We start from the raw sequence: 18,753 nt of genomic DNA, 5'->3' as shown, positions 1-18,753 counted from the left end.
CCTCCGGGAAACACCGCAGGGCGGCCCGGCGAGGTGCCGGGCCGCCCTGCGGCGGAGGGTGGGGAGGGAGGTACTAGATCTTCGCCCACGCGTCGGTGAGGCTGACCCGCAGGATCTGCTCGATCTCGTCGAAGGTCGACTGGTCGGAGATCAGCGGCGGGGCCAGCTGGATGACCGGGTCGCCACGGTCGTCGGCCCGGCAGTACAGGCCGTTGTCGAAGAGCGCCTTCGACAGGAAGCCGTAGAGCACGCGCTCGACCTCGTCGTCGTTGAACGACTCCTTGGTGACCTTGTCCTTCACCAGCTCGATGCCGTAGAAGAACCCGTTGCCGCGCACGTCGCCGACGATCGGGAGGTCGCGCAGCTTGTCCAGGGTGCCGAGGAAGTTCGCCTCGTTGTCCAGGACGTGCTGGTTCAGGCCCTCGCGCTCGAAGATGTCGAGGTTGGCCAGCGCCACCGCGGAGGAGACCGGGTGGCCGCCGAAGGTGTAGCCGTGCAGGAAGGTGTTGTCACCCTTGTAGAACGGCTCGGCGAGGCGGTCCGAGATGATCGTGGCGCCGATCGGGGAGTAGCCCGAGGTCATGCCCTTGGCGCAGGTGATCATGTCGGGCTGGTAGCCGAACTTGTCGGCACCGAACATGGTGCCGAGGCGGCCGAAGGCGCAGATGACCTCGTCCGAGACGAGCAGCACGTCGTGGCGGTCGCAGATCTCGCGCAGGCGGGCGAAGTACCCGGGCGGCGGCGGGAAGCAGCCGCCGGCGTTCTGCACCGGCTCGACGAAGACGGCGGCGACGGTGTCGGCGCCCTCGTTGAGGATCGCGACCTCGATCTCGTCGGCGCACCAGCGGCCGTAGGCCTCGGGGTCGACCACACCGTCGCGCTCCAGGAAGGCGGGGGCGCGGTAGATGTTGGTGTTCGGGGCCTTGTGGGTGCCCGGCACCAGCGGCTCGAACGGGGCCTTCAGGCCCGGCAGGCCGGTGATGGACAGGGCGCCCTGCGGGGTGCCGTGGTAGGCGACGGCGCGCGAGATGACCTTGTACTTGGTCGGCTTGCCGGTCAGCTTGAAGTACTGCTTGGCCAGCTTCCAGGCGGTCTCGACGGCCTCGCCGCCACCGGTGGAGAAGAAGACCTTGTTGAGGTCGCCCGGGGCGTAGTTGGCCAGGCGCTCGGCGAGCTCCACGGCCTTCGGGTGGGCGTAGCTCCACACCGGGAAGAAGGCCAGCTCCTTGGCCTGCTTCGCGGCGGCCTCGGCCAGCTCCTCGCGGCCGTGGCCGGCCTGGACGACGAACAGGCCGGCCAGCCCGTCCAGGTACTTCCTGCCCTTGTCGTCCCAGACGTAGGTGCCCTCGCCCTTGACGATCGTCGGCACGGGGGAGTTCTCGTACGACGACATGCGGGTGAAGTGCATCCACAGGTGGTCGTAGGCGGTCTTCGAAAGGTCCTTCTGTGCCGGGTCGGCGCTCATCGGGTGCCCCAGGTGTAGGTCTGTTTCCGGAGCTTCAGATAAACGAAGCTCTCGGTGCTCCGCACGCCGGGAAGCGAGCGGATGCGCTTGTTGATCAGTTCGAGCAGGTGCTCGTCGTCCTCGCAGACCAGTTCGGCCAGCAGGTCGAACGAGCCTGCGGTGCAGACCACGTAGTCGACCTCGTCGAGGGCGGCCAGCGCGTCCGCGACGGGTTCGATGTCCCCCTCGACGTTGATCCCGACCATGGCCTGCCGGGTGAAGCCGACGGTGAGGGGGTCGGTGACGGCGACGATCTGCATCACGCCTTGGTCGAGCAGCTTCTGGACGCGCTGGCGCACGGCCGCCTCGGACAGGCCCACGGCCTTGCCGATGGCGGCGTACGGGCGCCGCCCGTCCTCCTGCAGCTGCTCGATGATCGCCTTGGAGGCGGAGTCGAGTGGAACGCTGGCGTTCCGGTCGCGGTTGGCCACGTCGCCACTGTGCCTGATCGGCTCCGCGATCGCAAGCGAGTGAGCTGCCGATTTCGTTGCGGTCCTGGAAAACGCATACGGATTTCATCGCTGTTTCCGTGTGAGCCTGTCGAGAACAGCAGTCCAGCGGTTAGCCTGGTACCTGTACACGCGCCCCTCCGCGGAGCCGGGCGCACCCTTCGAGTGGACCGCGCCGAACCCGACCCGGCCACTCGGCGCCGACGTACCATTGCGCCGGATTCTGCAACGCCGCAGGCCCAGACCGAGGAGAGACCCGTGAGCGACCTTCGTACGCTGCGCAACTACATCAACGGTGAGTTCGTCGATGCGGCGGACGGCCGCACGCTGGAGATCGTCGACCCCACCACGGGCGAGGTCTACGCCACCTCCCCGCTGTCCGGTGCGGCCGACGTGGACGCCGCGATGGCCTCCGCCGCCGCGGCCTTCCCGATCTGGCGCGACGCCACCCCGAGCACCCGGCAGAAGCTGCTGCTGAAGATCGCCGACGCGGTCGAGGAGCGCGCCGACGAGCTGGTGGACGCCGAGTGTCGCAACACCGGCAAGCCCCGCGGCCTGACCCGGTCCGAGGAGATCGGCCCGATGGCCGACCAGATCCGCTTCTTCGCCGGCGCCGCCCGCCTGCTGGAGGGCAAGGCCGCGGGCGAGTACATGGACGGCATGACCTCGATCGTGCGCCGCGAGCCGGTCGGCGTCTGCGCCCAGGTCGCGCCCTGGAACTACCCGATGATGATGGCCGTGTGGAAGTTCGCGCCGGCCATCGCCGCGGGCAACACCGTGGTGCTGAAGCCCTCCGACACCACGCCGGCCTCCACCGTGCTGCTCGCCGAGATCATCGGCGGCATCCTGAAGGACCTGGAGCTCCCGGCCGGCATCTTCAACGTGATCTGCGGCGACCGCGAGTCCGGCCGCCTGATGGTCGAGCACCGCACCCCGGCGATGGCCTCCATCACCGGCTCCGTGCGCGCCGGCATCCAGGTCGCCGAGTCCGCCTCCAAGGACGTCAAGCGCGTCCACCTGGAGCTGGGCGGCAAGGCCCCGGTCGTGGTCTTCGAGGACGCCGACATCCCGGAGGCCGTCGAGGGCATCTCGGTCGCGGGCTTCTTCAACGCCGGCCAGGACTGCACCGCCGCCACCCGGGTGCTGGTGCACGAGTCCATCCACGACGCCTTCGTGGAGGCCCTCGCCAAGGCGGCCGCCGAGACCAAGACCGGCGGGGTGGACGACGAGGACGTGCTCTACGGCCCGCTGAACAACGCCAACCAGCTGAAGCAGGTGTCCGGCTTCATCGAGCGGCTGCCCGCCCACGCCAAGGTCGAGTCCGGTGGCCACCGGGTCGGCGAGGCCGGCTACTTCTACGCCCCGACCGTCGTCTCCGGCCTGAACCAGGACGACGAGATCATCCAGAACGAGGTCTTCGGCCCGGTCATCACCGTGCAGAAGTTCTCCGACGAGGACCAGGCCGTCGACTACGCCAACGGGGTGGAGTTCGCGCTGGCCTCCTCGGTCTGGACGAAGGACCACGCCCGCGCCATGCGGATGTCGCGCCGGCTCGACTTCGGCTGCGTGTGGATCAACACCCACATCCCGCTGGTCGCCGAGATGCCGCACGGCGGGTTCAAGAAGTCCGGCTACGGCAAGGACCTCTCCTCCTACGGCTTCGAGGACTACACCCGGGTGAAGCACGTCATGACCGCGATCTAGCGGGTCAGGGCGGTCGGAACCAGAACGGCCGCGATCCGACCCCACCCGACGGCCTGCTCCCGAGGCCCGCGGGACCCCGACCGGAGGCCCGGACCGTACGCGGTCCGGGCCTCCGGCCTGTCAGCCTGTCGGCCGACGCGCCGACCGCCTGACAAGATGCACCTGCATGCCAGGCGGCTGTTTCCCTAGGCTTGCGGCATGAGCATCCCCACCGCTGACTCAGCCGCCGGGCAGGCAGTCAAGGCCGCCGACCGCGCGCACGTCTTCCACTCGTGGTCCGCCCAGGCACTGATCGACCCCCTCGCGGTGGCCGGAGCCGAGGGCTCGTACTTCTGGGACTACGAGGGCAACCGCTACCTCGACTTCTCCTCGCAGCTGGTGAACACCAACATCGGGCACCAGCACCCCAAGGTGGTCGCGGCGATCCAGGAGCAGGCCGCCAAGCTCTGCACCATCGCGCCGGGCTTCGCCGTCGAGTCGCGCAGCGAGGCCGCCCGCCTGATCGCCGAGCGCACCCCGGGCGACCTGGACAAGATCTTCTTCACCAACGGCGGCGCCGAGGCCGTGGAGAACGCCATCCGGATGGCCCGGCTGCACACCGGCCGGCAGAAGGTCATGTCGACCTACCGCTCGTACCACGGCGCCACCGCCAACGCGATCGCCCTCACCGGCGACCCGCGCCGCTGGGCGAACGAGACCGGCGTCTCCGGCATCGTGCACTTCTGGGGCCCGTACGCCTACCGCTCCCCGTTCCACTCCGAGAACGAGGCGCAGGAGTGCGAGCGCGCGCTGGCGCACCTTGAAGAGACCATCGCCTTCGAGGGTCCGCACACCGTCGCGGCGGTCATCCTGGAGACGGTGGTCGGCACCGCCGGCATCCTCGTCCCGCCGGCCGGTTACCTCGCGGGCGTCCGCGAGATCTGCGACCGCTACGGGATCGTCTTCATCCTGGACGAGGTGATGGCCGGCTTCGGCCGCACCGGCGAGTGGTTCGCCGCCGACAACTGGGGCGTCGTCCCCGACCTGCTGACCTTCGCCAAGGGCGTCAACTCCGGCTACGTGCCGCTCGGCGGCGTGGCGATCAGCCCCGCCATCGCGGCCACCTTCGCCGAGCGGCCCTTCCCCGGCGGGCTCACCTACTCCGGCCACCCGCTGGCCTGCGCCTCCGCCGTCGCGACCATCAACGCGATGGCCGAGGAGGGCATCGTGGAGAACGCCAAGCGGATCGGCGAGGACGTGCTCGGCCCCGGCCTGCGCGACCTGGCCGAGCGCCACCCCTCGATCGGCGAGGTCCGCGGCCTCGGCGTGTTCTGGGCGCTGGACCTGGTGAAGAACCGCGAGACCCGCGAGCCGCTGGTGCCCTACAACGCGGCCGGCGCCGCCAACGCGCCGATGGCCGAGCTGGCCGCCGCCTGCAAGCAGCGCGGCCTGTGGCCCTTCGTCAACATGAACCGCTTCCACGTCGTCCCGCCGTGCACGGTCACCGAGGAGGAGGCCAAGACCGGCCTCGCCGTCCTCGACGAGGTGCTGTCGCTGACCGACGCGCACACCGTCTGACCGACCGGCCGACCCACCGCGCACCAGGAACGCCAAGCAACGATCAGGACCCATCGGTACGGCCCCGGGCAACGCCCTGCCCGGGGCCGACTCATGTCCGGGAGACCCTCACATGCGCTCCACGCTCACCCGCCGCGCCGTCCTGGGCAGTGCCGGACTGCTCGGCGCCGGCGCCCTGGCCGGCTGCGGGATCCCCGCCGCGTACGTGCCCGAGGCGCGACGCTCCGGCGACGACCGCTCCGCGCAGGACCAGGCGCTCGCCTTCTCCAACTGGACGCAGTACATCGACGTCGACGAGGACACCGGCGGCCGTCCCACCCTCGACGCGTTCAGCGAGGAGACGGGCATCTCGGTGACGTACACCGAGGACATCAACGACAACGACGAGTTCTTCGGCAAGATGGGCCCGGTGCTCACCCAGGGCAGCGATCCCGGCCGTGACCTGATGGTGGTCAGTGACTGGATGGCCGGGCGCTACGTCTCGCTCGGCTGGGTGCAGGCCCTGGACCGGACGGCGATGCCGAACGTCGCCGAGCACCTCGACCCGCAGCTGGCCCACCCCGCCTTCGACCCCGGTCGGGCGCACAGCGTGCCCTGGCAGTCCGGGATCACCGGCATCGCGTACAACCGCAAGGAACTCGGCCGGGAGATCAGGACCACCGCGGACCTCTGGGCCCCCGACCTCAAGGGCCGGGTGACCCTCTTCGCCGGGCTGGACGAGGCGATCGGCCTGCTGATGCTCGCCGACGGCGCGGACATCGCCGCCTTCGGGGCCGACGACGCGCACCGGGCGATGGACCGGGTGCAGCGGCTCGTCGACAGCCGGCACATCCGCCGGTTCACCGGCAACGACTACACCAGCGACCTGGCCTCCGGTGCGGCCCTCGCCTGCCAGGCCTACTCCGGCGACGCGATCCAGCTGAAGGCCGACAACCCGGACATCGAGTTCGTCGTCCCAGAGGAGGGCGGCGAGCTGTGGGCGGAGAGCCTGCTGGTGCCCAACCGGGCGCGCCACAAGCGCAACGCCGAACTGCTGGTCGACTACTACTACCGGCCCGAGGTCGCCGCCGAACTCGCCGCCGCCGTCCAGTACATCTGCCCGGTGCCGGCCGCCCGGGAGGTCCTGGCCGACAGCGGGGACGCGGAGCGCGTCGCGCTCGCCGAGGAGCCGCTGATCTTCCCCACCGAGGAGATGCGGGCCCGGCTGCGCACCATGCGGGACGTCAGCGCGGAGGAGCGGCCCGACCTGCACCGGGTCTGGGGCCGGATCACCGGCGTCTGAGCGGCCGTCGGCGGCGGACCGGGGCCGGCCCGCCGCCGTGGTCGTCGTGGTGACGGCCCGGCGGCCGGTTCAACGGCGGACGGCGTCCAGCGCGAGCAGCGCCACGTGCAGGGACAGGCAGGACTCCACCTGGTCCAGGTCGACGGCCAGGATCCGCTCGACCTTGTGCAGCCGGTCGTAGAACGACGGCCTGGACAGGTGGGCCGCGTCCGCCGCCGCCGACTTGTTGCGGCCCTGCTCCAGGTAGATCCGCAGCATCTGCACCAACTGGCCGCCGTGCTCGGCGTCGTGGGCCAGCAAGGGGCCCAGCTCACGCTCGACGTAGGTCTGCAACCTGGCGTCGTCCCGCAGCAGGTGCAGCAGACCGCGCAGCCGGACGTCCGGCAGGCGGTAGTACGCGGCGGCGCGCCCGCCCGGCGCGTCGTGCAGGGCGGCGTCGGCGACCTGGGTGGCCTCCAGCAGGGTGCGCCGGGCGTCCCGGACGGAGCCGACCGAGGAGCCGACCGCCACCACCGGCTGGATCGCCTGCGCCGCCTGCCGCCCCTCGCCGCCGGCCTCCCGCCCGCTGTCGGCGGCCAGCTTGCGCAGCGCGGCCGCGAAGGCGTCCAGGGCGGCGTGCTCGTCCTGCTGGGAGCCGAGCGCGATCAGCACCCCGACCCCCTCGTCGTCGAGTGCGCCGACCAGGGCGGGCAGCCGGCAGGTGCGGACCGCGGTGGCCGCCAGTTCGGTGAAGTCCCGCAGTCGGGCCTGCGCCTCCAGCGCCGCCGGGCTCGGCCCGCGCCGCTGCCGCAGCACCACGCCGACCAGCCGCCTGCCCTCCAGCGGTACCCCGAGCGCCTGGGCCCGCAGCGCCACCTCGGACACGGTCAGGGCGTGGGTGAGGATGCCCGACAGCAGCGTCCGGTGGGTCTGCCGTTCCAGGCTCTCCCGGTCGCGCAGCACCAGCCGGTTGAGCGCCAGGGTGGCGGCGCCGCGCTCCAGCAGCATCGCGTGCGGGTGCGCGGTGCCGTCCGGCAGCGGGCCGGGGTCGTCGACCAGGATCAGCCGCCCCCAGTCCTGCCCACGGGCGCCGACCGCCGTCACCAGCCAGCCGCTGCGGGGGTCGTGACCGGTGCGCCCGGGCGGCCGGACGCCGCGCGAGCGACGCTCCCAGCCCTCCAGCAGTTCCGTCTCGGGGCGGCCGGCGGTGTCGTGCGCCAGCACCTGGTGGGCGAGGTTCTCCAGCACGACGGGAGCGCCGGCCATCCGGGCCACCTGGCGGACCACCTCGCCGGGCTCGGCGCCCTCCACCGCGAGCTCGTTGAAGACCTGGTGCACCGCCTCGGAGGTGCGCAGCTGCTCCAGCTGGGCGTTGACCACCAAGGCGTGCACGGCTTCGGTGACGGCGACGAAGCGCAGCTCCCGGCGGAGCGCGATCAGCGGCAGGCCGCGCTGCTCGGCGGCGTGCACCAGGGCCCTCGGCAGGGTGTCGAAGTAGCGCCGGCCGAACTCGATCACCAGCCCGGCGACCCCGACCTCGTCCAGCTCCCGGACGTACCGGGCCAGGCCGTCGCGGTCCTCGGGCAGGGCGATGCCGGTGGTGAGCACCAGCTCACCGCCCTGCAGCATGCCGGCGACGTCCGGCAGCTCGCTGACGTGGACCCAGCGGACCGGTCGTTCCAGGTGGGCCGCGCCGGCCACCACCTGGGGCAGGCCGCGCCGCATCACCTCCAGGTCGAGCACGCGGGCGACGGTGGGGAGCACGTCGGTCCTCCGGGGGGCTGGGCGGTCCACGCGACGGGGGTGGGCCATGCCGGTGGGCACGTGCCGGCGTGGGGCCGGCCGTGCACTGTGTCAGGTAAATCATCCATCCCCGCGACGACCTGTTGCCCAAATCGAACCTTTGCACCCTGTAAGGCCCTTTGTACGGAGGCTGTCGGAGTGGTCCTTGTCACCCCGCCCCGGCAGCAGGCATCGTCAGCGAGTCGGCAGTGGAGACCCGCTGTGGCACCTGCGGGAGATCGGCGCGGAATCCGTCGCGTAACCAGAAAGCAACGGCGGAATCCCTTGTAGCGGCAACACGGTGGTGTCAGGATCACGCACCTCGGTGATCAATCGGGCCGCCCGCGACGACAGCGGGGCTCCCGTACCGCGAGGCGGCGACCCGACCAGCCGTACGCCACCGGCTACGGGCCCGCGCAGACCGTCGCGGGCAGCATGACGTGCAGCAATCGCGCTGTCCGTCAGGGCGGCAGCCGAAAAACCGGGCACATGGAGGAACCACGATGGACCTGACCGACTTCAGCGCGGGCGCGCAGTACATCGCCGGCAGGCAGACCCGGGGCACCGGGACCGAGCCTTTCCAGGTCGTCAACCCGGCCGACGGCAGTGTCGTCCAGCAGGTCACCCTGGCCTCCACCGGGGACGTCGACGCGGCCGTGGCCGCCGCCCGGGCCGCCCTGCCCGAGTGGGCCGGCGCCACCCCCGGCGCCCGCTCCGAGGCGCTGCTGAAGCTCGCCGCCGTGCTCGCCGGCGCGGCCGACGACCTGGCCCGGGTCGAGACCGCGCAGACCGGCAAGCCGATCAAGCTCTCCACCGAGTTCGACGTCCCCGGGACGGTCGACAACACCGCGTTCTTCGCCGGCGCCGCCCGCAACCTGGAGGGCAAGGCGGCCGGCGAGTACTCCGGCGACCACACCTCGTACGTCCGCCGCGAGGCGATCGGCGTGGTCGGGTCGATCTCGCCGTGGAACTACCCCCTGCAGATGGCCGCCTGGAAGATCCTCCCGGCCGTCGCGGCCGGCAACACCATCGTGCTCAAGCCCGCCGAGCTGACCCCGCTGACCTCGCTGATGTTCGCCCGTGCCTGCACCGAGGCCGGCATCCCGGACGGCGTCGTGAACGTCGTCACCGGCGCCGGGCTCGGCGCCGGCGAGCACCTGGTCTCCCACCCGGGCGTCGCCATGGTCTCCTTCACCGGCTCCACCCCGGTCGGCAAGCGGGTCGCCGAGCTGGCCAGCGCCACCGCCAAGCGCACCCACCTGGAGCTGGGCGGCAAGGCGCCCTTCGTGGTCTTCGACGACGCCGACCTGGAGGCCGCTATCCACGGCGCCGTCGCCGGATCGCTGATCAACAGCGGCCAGGACTGCACCGCCGCCACCCGCGCCTACATCCAGCGCCCGCTCTACGACGCCTTCGTGGCGGGCGTCGCCGAACTCTTCGAGGCCGTCCGCCTCGGCGACCCGCTCAACCCGCAGACCGACCTCGGCCCGCTGGTCTCCTTCACCCACCGCGACCGGGTGGCCGGCTTCGTCGAGCGCGCCCGCGGCTACGGCGCCGTCGTCGCGGCCGGCGGCCACGCGCCCGTCAAGGGCCACGACGGCACCGACCTCGCCCGCGGCGCCTACTACCGGCCCACGCTGATCACCGGCGTCACCCAGGACAGCGAGGTCGTCCAGGGCGAGATCTTCGGCCCGGTCCTCGTCGCCCTGCCCTTCGACAGCGACGAGGAGGGCCTGCGCCTCGCCAACGACACCCCGTACGGCCTGGCCGCCTCCGCCTGGACCCGCGACATCCACCGCTCCCTGCGCGCCACCCGAGAGATCGCGGCCGGCTGCGTCTGGGTCAACGACCACATCCCGATCATCAGCGAGATGCCGCACGGCGGCTACAAGTCCTCCGGCTACGGCAAGGACATGTCGCAGTACTCGCTGGACGAGTACACGCAGGTCAAGCACGTCATGTACGACACCACCGCGGTGGTCCGCAAGGACTGGCACCGCACCGTCTTCGGAGACAGATAACCCCTCGTGGACGGCCCGCCACCCCCCACGGTCACCGGCGGGCCGTCCCCCTCACTTCCCCCGGGAGGGCGTTCCAGCATGGAGCTCAACGAGATCACCGACGGCCTGCCAGAGCCCGTCCGCAAGGCCTGGGAACGCAGCCTGGCGGGCGGCCGTGCCGCCCTGACCCGGCGCACGATGCTGCGCGCCGCCGCCCTCACCGCCGGGGCGGGCACCCTCGCGGCCTGCGGCATCCCGCCGGCCCGCACCACCGGCACCGGTGACTCCGTCGCGAACGCCGCCGAGGACCGCTCGGAGAGCGACAAGGAGGTCAACTTCTCCAACTGGCCGCTCTACGTCGACACCGACGAGAACGACACCGAGAAGCACGGCACCCTGGAGGCCTTCACCGAGGCCACCGGGATCAAGGTGAAGTACACCGAGGACGTCAACGACAACGTCGAGTTCTTCGGCAAGGTCAAGCCCCAGCTCGCCGCCGGCCAGGACACCGGCCGCGACGTCATGGTGCTCACCGACTGGATGGTCGCCCGGCTGATCCGGCTCGGCTGGGTGCAGAAGCTCAACCAGTCCAACATCACCACGGCCATCACCAACATCGAGTCCCGCTTCCGCGCCCCCGACTGGGACCCGGGCCGCCTGTACAGCTACCCCTGGGCCGGCATCCAGGTCGTCATCGCGTACAACGCCAAGGCCACCAAGGGCAAGCCGGTCACCAGCGTCAGCCAGCTGCTCGACGACCCCGAGCTCAAGGGCCGGGTGACCTTCCTGTCGGAGATGCGCGACACCATCGGGATGACCCTGCTGGACATGGACAAGGACCCGGCGAAGTTCACCGCCGACGACTACGCGGCCGCCGTCGCCCGCCTGCAGAAGGGCGTCGACTCCAAGCAGATCCGCAAGTTCACCGGCAACGACTACGGCCAGGAACTCTCCTCCGGCGACATCGCGGCCTGCCTCGCCTGGGGCGGCGACCTGATCCAGCTGAAGGCCGACAACCCCGACATCGAGTTCGTGATCCCGGAGAAGGGCTACGTCTCCTCCACCGACAACATGGTCATCCCGGCCCGGGCGCAGCACAAGGCCAACGCCGAGCGCCTGATCGACTTCTACTACCGGCCCGAGACCGCGGCCCGGCTCACGGCCGGCATCGGGTTCGTCTCCGCCGTCACCGGCATGAAGGAGGCGCTCACCGCCCTCGACCCGGACACCGCGGCGAACCCCCTGGTCGTCCCCACCCCCGAGATGGCCGCCAAGGTCCATGTCTTCCGCTCCCTGAACGAGGCCGAGGAGAGCGACTTCGAGGAGAAGTTCTCCAAACTGATCGGCGCCTGAACCCACCTGACGGCATCAGACCCAACGGCAGCAGACAGAGAGAGACCATGACAGACCAGCTGCGCGACTCGGCCGCGGGCGGCGACGTCCGCCTCACCGGCATCGGCAAGACCTACGGCGCCTTCACCGCCGTCCACCCGCTCGACCTGACGGTGCCCCAGGGGTCATTCTTCGCCCTGCTCGGCGCCTCGGGCTGCGGCAAGACCACCACCCTGCGCATGATCGCCGGCCTGGAGGAGCCCACCAGCGGCACCGTGGTGATCGGCGGCCAGGACGTCACCGCGCTGCCGCCCTACCGCCGGCCGGTGAACACCGTCTTCCAGAGCTACGCGCTCTTCCCGCACCTCGACATCTTCGAGAACGTCGCGTTCGGCCTGCGCCGCCGCGGCCGCAAGGACGTCAAGAAGCAGGTCGAGGACATGCTGGAGCTGGTCGAGCTCGGCCAGTTCGCCCGGCGCAAGCCGCACCAGCTCTCCGGCGGCCAGCAGCAGCGCGTCGCGGTCGCCCGGGCCCTGATCAACCACCCGCAGGTGCTCCTGCTGGACGAGCCGCTCGGCGCCCTCGACCTCAAGCTGCGCCGGCAGATGCAGCTGGAGCTCAAGCGGATCCAGACCGAGGTCGGCATCACCTTCGTGCACGTCACCCACGACCAGGAGGAGGCCATGACCATGGCCGACACCATCGCGGTGATGAACGGCGGCCGGGTCGAGCAGCTCGGCGCGCCCGCCGACCTGTACGAGAACCCCGCCAGCACCTTCGTGGCCAACTTCCTCGGCCAGTCCAACCTGATCACCGCCCAGGTCACCGGCGCCGAGGGCACCGACCTGCTGCTCTCGGCGGGCGGCGTGCGACTGGCCGTGCCGAAGGCCCGCTGCGCCACCGGGGCCAAGGAGATCTATCTGGGCGTGCGCCCGGAGAAGATCACCATCGCGCACGCCTCGGCCGAGGTCGCCGGCAACCGCAACCGGCTGGGCGGCACCGTCGTCGACTCCAGCTTCATCGGCGTCTCCACCCAGTACGTGGTGCGCACCGACGCCGGCCAGGAGGTCGCCGTCTTCGAGCAGAACATGGAGCGCGACGCCCGGATCGTCCCCGGCGCGCCGGTCGTCCTGCACTGGAACCCGGCGCACTCCTTCGGCATGGACGCCGCCCAGGCGATCGACGCGGGCACCGGGGAGGCGGCGGCATGACGTCCACCACCGCGCCCGCGCCGGCCCGGGCGATACCCCCCGACGACGCCGCCCCGCCCGCCCGCCGCCCGCGCCGCAAGCTCACCGCCTACTGGCTGCTGCTGCCCGGCATCGCCTGGCTGGTGGTCTTCTTCGCGGTGCCGATGGTCTATCAGGGCTCCACCTCGCTGCAGACCGGCTCGCTGGAGCAGGGCTTCAAGCTCACCTGGCACTTCGCCACCTACTGGGACGCGCTGGGCGAGTACAAGTGGCACTTCGTCCGCTCGTTCTCCTACGCGGCCATCGCCACCGTGCTCTGCCTGGCCATCGGCTACCCGCTCGCGTACACGATCGCCTTCAAGGCGAGCAAGCGCTGGCGCAACGTCATCCTGATCCTGGTGATCGCGCCGTTCTTCACCAGCTTCCTGATCCGCACGCTGGCCTGGAAGACCATCCTGTCGGACGGCGGCCCGGTGGTCGGCGCGCTGAACGCCCTGCACGTCCTGGACCTGACCGGCGCCGTCGGGCTCACCTCCGGCGACCGCGTGCTGGCCACGCCGCTCGCGGTGGTCTGCGGCCTGACGTACAACTTCCTGCCGTTCATGATCCTGCCGCTCTACACCTCGCTGGAGCGGATCGACCCGCGGCTGCACGAGGCGGCCGGCGACCTGTACGCCCGCCCGTTCACGACCTTCCGCAAGGTCACCTTCCCGATCTCGCTGCCCGGCGTCGTCGCCGGCACACTGCTCACCTTCATCCCGGCCTCGGGCGACTACATCAACGCCCAGCTGCTGGGGTCGCCGAGCGAGCAGATGGTCGGCAACGGCATCCAGAAGCAGTTCCTGAACGTCCTCGACTACCCGACGGCAGCCGCCCTGAGCTTCATCCTGATGGCCCTGATCCTGGGCATGGTGACGGTCTACATGCGCAAGGCCGGGACGGAGGAACTGGTCTGATGTCCCGAATCTTCACGTGGATCCGGTCCCACCTGGTGGTGCTGGCGGGCGTGCTCGCCCTCGCCTACCTGGTGCTGCCCAACCTGGTCGTGCTGGCCTTCTCGTTCAACAAGCCGCAGGGCAAGTTCAACTACGAGTGGTCCGAGTTCTCCACCGACGCCTGGACCAACCCCTGCGGCGTCGCCGACATGTGCCAGTCGTTGTCGCTGAGCCTCCAGGTGGCCGTGCTGGCCACGATCGGCGCGACGGTGCTCGGCACGATGGTCGCCTTCGCGCTCGCCCGCTACCGCTTCCGCGGCCGGGGCGCCACCAGCGCGATGATCTTCCTGCCGATGGCGATGCCCGAGGTCGTGATGGCCGCCTCGCTGGGCACGCTCTTCCTCAACATGCGCATCCCGTTCGGCTTCGTCACCATCCTGATCGCCCACATCATGTTCTGCCTGAGCTTCGTGGTGACGGCGGTCAAGGCCCGCGTGATGAGCATGGACCCCCGGCTCGAACAGGCCGCCCAGGACCTCTACGCCACCCCGGTGCAGACCTTCCTGCGGGTCACCCTGCCGCTCGCCGCCCCCGGCATCGCGGCCGGCGCGCTGCTCAGCTTCGCGCTCTCCTTCGACGACTTCATCATCACCCAGTTCAACTCCGGCCCGACCACCGTGACCTTCCCGATGTTCGTCTGGGGCGCCTCGCAGCGCGGCATCCCGGTGCAGGTGAACGTCATCGGCACCGCGATGTTCATCGCCGCGGTCGCCCTGACCGTCGGCGGCCAGTGGCTCGGGAACCGGCGCAAGGCCGTCGCCTGAACTCCGCTCAGGGACGGGCGGCCCGGGCCCGGGTAGGCTCCCCAGTGTTGTACCGAAATCACCCTCAATGTCCAGAAAGTGGCTGATAATGCATGGACTCCGCCCGCGCGCTCAGTGACGCCAGGCCCACCCCCTTCTGGCTGGAGGACCCGGGCCGGCCGGAGGCACTGCCCGCCCTCGTCGGCGACACCACCTGCGACCTGCTGGTCGTCGGCGGCGGCTACTCCGGCCTGTGGACGGCGCTGATCGCCAAGGAGCGGGACCCGTCCCTCGACGTGGTCCTGGTCGAGGGCAACGAGGTCGGCTGGGCCGCGTCCGGGCGCAACGGCGGGTTCTGCGCCGCCAGCCTCACCCACGGCTTCGGCAACGGCCTGCAGCGCTGGCCGGGCGAGCTGGCCGAGCTGGAGCGCCAGGGCGCGGCCAACCTGCAGGCCATCGAGGACACCCTCAAGCGCTACGGCATCGACGCGGAGTGGGAGCGGACCGGCGAGATCGACGTCGCCACCCAGCCGCACCAGCTGGCGGAGCTGCACGAGATCGCCGAGGCCGTCGCCGCGCACGGCCTCGAACTCACCGTCCTGGACGCCGGCGCCCTGCGGGCCGAGGTGGACTCGCCCACCTTCCTGGGCGGGGTCTGGGACAAGGACGGCGTGGCGATGGTCCACCCGGCCAAGCTCGCCTGGGGCCTGAAGCAGGCCTGCCTCGGCCAGGGCGTGCGGATCTTCGAGCGCACCAAGGCCACCGCGCTCGCCGAGCACGGCGGCGGCATGGCCGTCCGCACCCCGTACGGCCGGGTCTTCGCCCGGCGGGTGGCCCTCGGCACCAACGTCTTCCCGTCGCTGGTGAAGCGGGTCCGCCCGTTCGTGGTGCCGGTGTACGACTACGCGCTGATGACCGAGCCGCTGAGCGCCGAGCAGCTGGCCTCGATCGGCTGGCGCGGCCGGCAGGGCCTCGGCGACAGCGCCAACAAGTTCCACTACTTCCGGCTCTCCGCCGACAACCGGATCCTGTGGGGCGGCTACGACGCCGTCTACCCGTACGGCGGCAAGGTGCGGGAGGAGTACGACCAGCGGCCGGAGACCTTCCGGACCTTGTCGGCCAACTTCTTCCGCTGCTTCCCCCAGCTGGAGGGGCTGCGGTTCACCCACGCCTGGGGCGGTGCGATCGACACCTGCACCCGGTTCTCCGCCTTCTTCGACACCGCCTACCAGGGCCGGGTGGCCTACGCGGCCGGGTACACCGGCCTCGGTGTGGGGGCCACCCGCTACGGCGCCGAGGTGATGCTCGACCTGCTGGCGGGCGAGCGGACCGAGCGGACCTCGCTGGAGATGGTGCGCAGCAAGCCGCTGCCGTTCCCGCCGGAGCCGGTGCGGTGGGCCGGGATCGAGATGACCAAGTGGTCGCTGGACCGCGCGGACCGCAACGGCGGCCGCCGCAACCTCTGGCTGCGGACGCTGGACCGGCTCGGACTCGGCTTCGACAGCTGACGTCCGCCCGGACGGCGCCGGAGGATCCGGTACGCAGGCCCCGTCCGGGGCCCGGGGCGCATCCCTGGACCAGGGATGCGCCCCGCCGTGCTGTCCGGCGGCCTTCCCGCGCCCCGGCGCCCGGCCGGGGCGCGGCCCCGAAGTGTGCAGAACCCGTGCAGCCTGCCGGAACGGTGTAAGACCCCGGGCCCGGGCCCCTCTCCTCGGTGACGGCAGGCAGCGGAACCCGCCGTACCGGACGAGCGGAGGACAGGTCATGGACAGCAAGGGATCGGCCGGGGGACGGCCGGGCGGCCCGGCGGCGCCCCCGTCCGCCGGGGCCCGCGCCGGGCTGGACTGGCTCGCGGAGGCCGCCCAGGACCCGGACGCCTGCCGGCTGGAGTGGCACCGCGGCGGCGCCGGCCTGGTGCTGCTGCCGGCCGGCCGGCGCTGGGACGTCCTGCTGGTGGCCGGCCCGCTGGGACGGCCCGCCCTCGCCGCCCTGGCCCGCCACCCGGGCGGACCCGGCCCGGTGTACGCGGACTTCGGCGGCGAGCACCTGGGCTTCCTGGTCCCCGTGGGCACCGCGGCCCGCTGGCTCGGCACCGGTGTACGGACGGCGGGCGCCGGTGCCTGGATCGTCGTCCCGCACCCGGCCGGGCGGGGCAGCGGCGTGCGCTGGCTGGTCCCACCGGACGGCTCGGGACGGCTCACCGACCCGGCGCTGCTGGAGTTCGCCCTGCACGAGGCGGCCGCCGACCTCGCCCACCCCTGCCGCTGACGGCTCCCGTCCAGGGCCGCCGGGCGCGCCGGCCGGCACGGCCCGTCGGCGGCGGGGCACCCCGGCCGGGACCCGGCTGGGCCGTCCGGCGGACACCTCCGACGACCTGTAAGGCTGAATCCCGGATACCCGTCAGCCTGCTCGTTGAGGCGGCGCGCGGCGCGGACCAGACTGGAGAACGAGCGCGGTAGCCCCGTGATCCCGTCGCCCGGCCGATTCCCGGGCGGCGCCGCACAAAGGGACCGGCGGAGTGCCGCCCGGGACTTCGGAGGCAGACGATCTTGAGCAAGCCCAACGTGACCAAGCACCTCATCCACTGGATCGGCGGCGCGCCCGTTGCCACCGCCGGCTCCGCGCCGCGCCGCGGCGACATCTTCGACCCGGCCACCGGCCAGGTGGCGGGTCACGTCGACTTCGCGGGCATCGCCGAGGTCGACCAGGCGGTCGCGGCGGCGGCCTCCGCCTTCGCCGAGTGGCGCCACGCCTCGGTGGCCAAGCGCACCACGGTGCTCTTCAACTTCCGCGAGCTGCTCAACGCCCGCAAGGACGAGCTGGCCGCGATCATCGTCGCCGAGCACGGCAAGGTGCACTCGGACGCCCTCGGCGAGATCGCCCGCGGCCAGGAGGTCGTCGAGTACGCCTGCGGGATCCCGCAGCTGATCAAGGGCGGCTTCACCGAGCAGGCCTCCACCGGCATCGACGTCTACTCGATCCGCCAGCCGCTCGGCCCGGTCGCCGTCATCTCGCCGTTCAACTTCCCGGCCATGGTGCCGATGTGGTTCTTCCCGATCGCCATCGCGGCCGGCAACACCGTGGTGCTCAAGCCCTCGGAGAAGGACCCGTCCGCCGCGAACTTCATCGCGGAGCTGTGGAAGGAGGCCGGGCTGCCCGACGGCGTCTTCAACGTCGTGCACGGTGACAAGGTGGCCGTCGACCGCCTGCTGGAGCACCCGGACGTGAAGTCCGTCAGCTTCGTCGGCTCCACCCCGATCGCCCGGTACGTCTACGAGACCGGCACCCGTTACGGCAAGCGCGTGCAGGCGCTCGGCGGGGCGAAGAACCACATGCTGGTCCTGCCCGACGCGGACCTCGACCTCAGTGCCGACGCGGCCATCAACGCCGGTTTCGGTGCGGCGGGCGAGCGCTGCATGGCGGTCTCCGTCCTGGTGGCGGTGGACCCGATCGGCGACGAGCTGGTCGAGAAGATCAAGCAGCGGATGGCCACCCTCAAGGTCGGCCCGGGCTGCAACGGCGACTCCGACATGGGCCCGCTGGTCACCGGCCAGCACCGTGACAAGGTCACCTCCTACGTGGAGTCCGGTGTGGCGGACGGCGCGGAGCTGGCCGTGGACGGCCGCAAGCACCCGATCGCCGCCGAGGACGCCAACGGCGCGCCGACCGCGGACGGCTTCTGGCTCGGCCCCACCCTGTTCGACCACGTGAAGCCCGGCATGTCCGTCTACAACGACGAGATCTTCGGCCCGGTGCTCTCGGTGGTGCGGGTGGCCTCGTACGACGAGGGCCTGGAGCTGATCAACGCCAACCCGTACGGCAACGGGACGGCCATCTTCACCAACGACGGCGGCGCCGCCCGGCGCTTCCAGCACGAGGTGGAGGTCGGCATGGTCGGCATCAACGTGCCGATCCCGGTGCCGGTCGCCTACTACTCCTTCGGCGGCTGGAAGGCCTCCCTCTTCGGCGACAGCCACGCCTACGGGCCGGACGGCGTGCAGTTCTTCACCCGCGGCAAGGCCGTCACCCAGCGCTGGCTGGACCCGTCGCACGGCGGCATCAACCTGGGCTTCCCCACCAACAGCTAGCCCGCCCGCACCGTGCCCGCAGGGCCTGCCGACCGCGTCCGACGCGGCCGGCAGGCCCTGTTTGCTTCGGCGCCGGGATCGGCGTAGTGTTCCCTAGTCGCTCGGCAGGGAGCACCGGACACGCAGTCAGCGCGGACGGTCCCGGGGC

14 protein-coding genes are annotated in these 18,753 nt (G+C 71.5%); 11 read left to right on the top strand and 3 right to left on the bottom strand.

The annotated features are described in order from the left end of the window. Window positions 1-73: 73 nt before the first annotated feature. Both IE329_RS23715 and IE329_RS23710 read right to left on the bottom strand, forming a co-directional pair. Complete coding sequence (locus IE329_RS23715) at window positions 74-1,465, bottom strand: aspartate aminotransferase family protein (protein ID WP_190212992.1); 1,392 nt, start codon at window positions 1,463-1,465, stop codon at window positions 74-76. Continuing rightward, window positions 1,462-1,935, bottom strand: a complete 474-nt coding sequence (locus tag IE329_RS23710) for an Lrp/AsnC family transcriptional regulator (RefSeq protein ID WP_190212991.1) — start codon at window positions 1,933-1,935, stop codon at window positions 1,462-1,464. Before IE329_RS23710 ends, IE329_RS23715 begins: the two co-directional genes overlap by 4 nt. Window positions 1,936-2,211: 276 nt before the next feature. Between IE329_RS23710 and IE329_RS23705 the strand changes: the two genes are divergently transcribed. From IE329_RS23705 to IE329_RS23695, 3 genes are all read left to right on the top strand, one after another. Continuing rightward, on the top strand, window positions 2,212-3,657 hold the full coding sequence (locus IE329_RS23705; protein WP_190212990.1) for a gamma-aminobutyraldehyde dehydrogenase: 1,446 nt from the start codon (window positions 2,212-2,214) through the stop codon (window positions 3,655-3,657). Window positions 3,658-3,855: 198 nt separating this feature from the next. Next, window positions 3,856-5,214 carry an aspartate aminotransferase family protein gene (locus IE329_RS23700; RefSeq protein WP_190212989.1) on the top strand — a complete coding sequence of 453 codons (1,359 nt, stop codon included), beginning with the start codon at window positions 3,856-3,858 and terminating at the stop codon, window positions 5,212-5,214. Window positions 5,215-5,326: 112 nt separating this feature from the next. Continuing rightward, window positions 5,327-6,496 carry a polyamine ABC transporter substrate-binding protein gene (locus IE329_RS23695; protein WP_190212988.1) on the top strand — a complete coding sequence of 390 codons (1,170 nt, stop codon included), beginning with the start codon at window positions 5,327-5,329 and terminating at the stop codon, window positions 6,494-6,496. A 69-nt stretch (window positions 6,497-6,565) separates the two neighbouring features. Here the strand turns inward: IE329_RS23695 and IE329_RS23690 are convergent, their stop codons facing one another. Beyond that, window positions 6,566-8,239 (bottom strand): PucR family transcriptional regulator, encoded by a 1,674-nt coding sequence (locus IE329_RS23690; RefSeq protein WP_190212987.1) that lies wholly within the window; start codon window positions 8,237-8,239, stop codon window positions 6,566-6,568. Between the two features lie 521 nt (window positions 8,240-8,760). Here IE329_RS23690 and IE329_RS23685 point away from each other — a divergent pair. The 8 genes from IE329_RS23685 (at window position 8,761) to IE329_RS23650 (ending at window position 18,605) form a co-directional block, all read left to right on the top strand. Beyond that, entirely contained in the window at window positions 8,761-10,278 is a 1,518-nt protein-coding gene (locus IE329_RS23685; RefSeq protein ID WP_190212986.1) for a gamma-aminobutyraldehyde dehydrogenase, read from the top strand. A 78-nt stretch (window positions 10,279-10,356) separates the two neighbouring features. Beyond that, entirely contained in the window at window positions 10,357-11,610 is a 1,254-nt protein-coding gene (locus tag IE329_RS23680) for a polyamine ABC transporter substrate-binding protein (RefSeq protein ID WP_190212985.1), read from the top strand. A gap of 47 nt (window positions 11,611-11,657) precedes the next feature. Beyond that, window positions 11,658-12,800 carry an ABC transporter ATP-binding protein gene (locus tag IE329_RS23675; RefSeq protein ID WP_190212984.1) on the top strand — a complete coding sequence of 381 codons (1,143 nt, stop codon included), beginning with the start codon at window positions 11,658-11,660 and terminating at the stop codon, window positions 12,798-12,800. Beyond that, window positions 12,797-13,735 (top strand): ABC transporter permease, encoded by a 939-nt coding sequence (locus IE329_RS23670; protein WP_190212983.1) that lies wholly within the window; start codon window positions 12,797-12,799, stop codon window positions 13,733-13,735. Before IE329_RS23675 ends, IE329_RS23670 begins: the two co-directional genes overlap by 4 nt. Further along, window positions 13,735-14,538, top strand: coding sequence for an ABC transporter permease (locus IE329_RS23665; RefSeq protein ID WP_073927417.1), 804 nt, complete (start codon window positions 13,735-13,737; stop codon window positions 14,536-14,538). The genes IE329_RS23670 and IE329_RS23665 overlap by 1 nt, the downstream gene beginning before the upstream one ends. 92 nt (window positions 14,539-14,630) lie before the next feature. Then, window positions 14,631-16,025, top strand: a complete 1,395-nt coding sequence (locus IE329_RS23660) for an NAD(P)/FAD-dependent oxidoreductase (protein WP_190212982.1) — start codon at window positions 14,631-14,633, stop codon at window positions 16,023-16,025. A 256-nt stretch (window positions 16,026-16,281) separates the two neighbouring features. Further along, window positions 16,282-16,785 (top strand): bifunctional DNA primase/polymerase, encoded by a 504-nt coding sequence (locus IE329_RS23655; RefSeq protein WP_190212981.1) that lies wholly within the window; start codon window positions 16,282-16,284, stop codon window positions 16,783-16,785. Window positions 16,786-17,066: 281 nt separating this feature from the next. Beyond that, the gene (locus IE329_RS23650; protein ID WP_373311267.1) at window positions 17,067-18,605 is read left to right on the top strand and encodes a CoA-acylating methylmalonate-semialdehyde dehydrogenase; all 1,539 of its coding nucleotides are present in this window, start codon (window positions 17,067-17,069) and stop codon (window positions 18,603-18,605) included. Window positions 18,606-18,753: the final 148 nt, after the last annotated feature.

The organism is Kitasatospora indigofera (genome assembly GCF_014655955.1).
Classification (GTDB): domain Bacteria; phylum Actinomycetota; class Actinomycetes; order Streptomycetales; family Streptomycetaceae; genus Kitasatospora; species Kitasatospora indigofera.
Note: the sequence above shows the minus strand (reverse complement) of the source record. Positions and strands in the feature narration are given on the sequence as shown.

What these genes read in the sequence shown, in the direction of transcription:
- IE329_RS23680 (WP_190212985.1), top strand. Translation starts at nt 10,357, where the DNA reads ATGGAGCTCAACGAGATCACCGACGGCCTGCCAGAGCCCGTCCGCAAG.
- IE329_RS23655 (WP_190212981.1), top strand. Translation starts at nt 16,282, where the DNA reads ATGGACAGCAAGGGATCGGCCGGGGGACGGCCGGGCGGCCCGGCGGCG.
- IE329_RS23715 (WP_190212992.1), bottom strand. Translation starts at nt 1,465, where the DNA reads ATGAGCGCCGACCCGGCACAGAAGGACCTTTCGAAGACCGCCTACGAC.
- IE329_RS23685 (WP_190212986.1), top strand. Translation starts at nt 8,761, where the DNA reads ATGGACCTGACCGACTTCAGCGCGGGCGCGCAGTACATCGCCGGCAGG.
- IE329_RS23665 (WP_073927417.1), top strand. Translation starts at nt 13,735, where the DNA reads ATGTCCCGAATCTTCACGTGGATCCGGTCCCACCTGGTGGTGCTGGCG.
- IE329_RS23695 (WP_190212988.1), top strand. Translation starts at nt 5,327, where the DNA reads ATGCGCTCCACGCTCACCCGCCGCGCCGTCCTGGGCAGTGCCGGACTG.
- IE329_RS23670 (WP_190212983.1), top strand. Translation starts at nt 12,797, where the DNA reads ATGACGTCCACCACCGCGCCCGCGCCGGCCCGGGCGATACCCCCCGAC.
- IE329_RS23660 (WP_190212982.1), top strand. Translation starts at nt 14,631, where the DNA reads ATGGACTCCGCCCGCGCGCTCAGTGACGCCAGGCCCACCCCCTTCTGG.
- IE329_RS23675 (WP_190212984.1), top strand. Translation starts at nt 11,658, where the DNA reads ATGACAGACCAGCTGCGCGACTCGGCCGCGGGCGGCGACGTCCGCCTC.
- IE329_RS23700 (WP_190212989.1), top strand. Translation starts at nt 3,856, where the DNA reads ATGAGCATCCCCACCGCTGACTCAGCCGCCGGGCAGGCAGTCAAGGCC.